Consider the following 1,541-nt stretch of genomic DNA (forward strand, 5'->3'; position numbering starts at 1 on the left):
GAAAGAGAGAGAGCAGAGCGCAGATGCCGATGGCCCTGGTCTTTTTGGAAATGAGGAGAAGACAGGAAGAAAGGAGCCACACAAAGCCGCCGTTTCCCAGGTCTGTGATTTCCTCCAGCACCAGGGTGAGAAGAGGACTGCGCACCTCTTCCTGCAGGAAAAGCAGAAATGCGGCCTGCAGGTTCATGAAACCGTCCATCATAGTGTCTCCTTTCTTTGAAATCAGACTCTGCAAATCGGTTTTCCAACGGCAGAAGTCTTTACGGTTCCATCATAGCAGAAGAAGAGGGAGCGGTGGAAGGGCTTTCTTCAGGAAGAGACCGTTAGGGAAGCGCTGATTAAATCATTGTTTGCTTTTATTCTTGAATTTTTATGCAATGCGAGGAATGGACTGACGCGAATAGCGAGCTATTTAAGGAAGCCCATGACGAAGCAGTGCATAAAAATTCTTATAAAAGGAAACTCTATGAATTAATCAGTGCTTCCTTAGACTCGGAAGAGCGGCGGCTCATGTCCCTGTCCTGCCGGGTAGATTCCCGGTTATATTTCTCATGCTTACCGTCTTTTTTCATCTTCTCCTTTTTGGTATGGCGGCTTTCCTTATCTGCTTTCAAAGACTGGAAAGGCAGTCCGGCCTTGAAGGATTTTATTTCCTGGCGGACGGCAGGGCCGGAATCCCTGGCCCAGTCCATATAGGCAGCCGCATCGGCAGATAGGAAAGAAGCGGAGAAGAGGAGGGCACTGGCAGTGCCGAGAAGAAGGGAAAGGGCGATTTTATTCATGATGCATTCCTCCTTTGGAACGAATAGAAATGGGATTCACAGAAAGGATGGTATGGCTGAGACTCCGTCCGGCAGCATAAAGGAAATAGGAAAGCGAAAGTCCCGACAGGGCAAGAAGCCCGAGACTCAGCGGATTCATCACCGGAAGGGGCGGCAGGGACGGGAAAATGGTGAGACCGCCGGCGAAAAGTCCGATCGCCAGAGCGACGGCAAGGGTGAGCAGGACGGCGGAGAAAAGTCCCGACCAGCGGATAAAAGAAGCGCTGCCATGCCGCAGGACAGGAAGAAGGAAACCGGACAGTGAACGGACCTTTTTCATGCCCCTTTCTGCGGTCTGCAGGAAATAAGGGGAAAGAAGCCCGGCCTTCCGGGAAACATCCCTTTTGCAGATGGAAGCGGCGATGCGGGAAGGACTGTCCAGCCCGGCGGCCGTTTCCTCCTCCGTCAGCCCGTTGGCAGCGCCCATGGCAAAGTAAGTTTCATAATCCGTCAGGATTTCATTGCGAAGAGAAGCCTGCTCGTAAATCAGATAAGTGCGAAGCTCTTTCATGAATTCATTTTTAGTCATATAAATCACTCCTTTTCAAAATCAAGTGATGAAACAATGTATTTTCAGGAAGCTTTCCTCTACATGTAATATATCACACGGTACTATGCAGTGCAAGGTACTGTGTGGTAAATGATAGTTGAACAATTGATTAACAGGAGTTAAACAGGGCGGGATGCGCCTGCGGCGAGGTCGGGGTCGGGGTCGGGGTC

At 50.4% G+C, this 1,541-nt stretch carries 2 protein-coding genes and 1 pseudogene; all 3 read right to left on the reverse strand.

Annotated features, from left to right (window positions below):
- A pseudogene (locus Q0482_RS00705) lies at positions 1–202 on the reverse strand (hypothetical protein); the annotation flags it as partial.
- A gap of 262 nt (positions 203–464) precedes the next feature.
- Positions 465–782: a hypothetical protein gene (locus tag Q0482_RS00710; RefSeq protein WP_299142169.1), complete on the reverse strand. Its 318-nt coding sequence runs from the start codon at positions 780–782 to the stop codon at positions 465–467.
- Positions 775–1,350 carry a DUF1700 domain-containing protein gene (locus Q0482_RS00715; protein ID WP_299142173.1) on the reverse strand — a complete coding sequence of 192 codons (576 nt, stop codon included), beginning with the start codon at positions 1,348–1,350 and terminating at the stop codon, positions 775–777. The genes Q0482_RS00710 and Q0482_RS00715 overlap by 8 nt, the downstream gene beginning before the upstream one ends.
- Between the last annotated feature and the right edge of the window lie 191 nt (positions 1,351–1,541).

The organism is uncultured Dialister sp. (genome assembly GCF_937959425.1).
GTDB lineage: Bacteria > Bacillota > Negativicutes > Veillonellales > Dialisteraceae > Dialister.

What these genes read in the sequence shown, in the direction of transcription:
- Q0482_RS00715 (WP_299142173.1), bottom strand. Translation starts at nt 1,350, where the DNA reads ATGACTAAAAATGAATTCATGAAAGAGCTTCGCACTTATCTGATTTAC.
- Q0482_RS00710 (WP_299142169.1), bottom strand. Translation starts at nt 782, where the DNA reads ATGAATAAAATCGCCCTTTCCCTTCTTCTCGGCACTGCCAGTGCCCTC.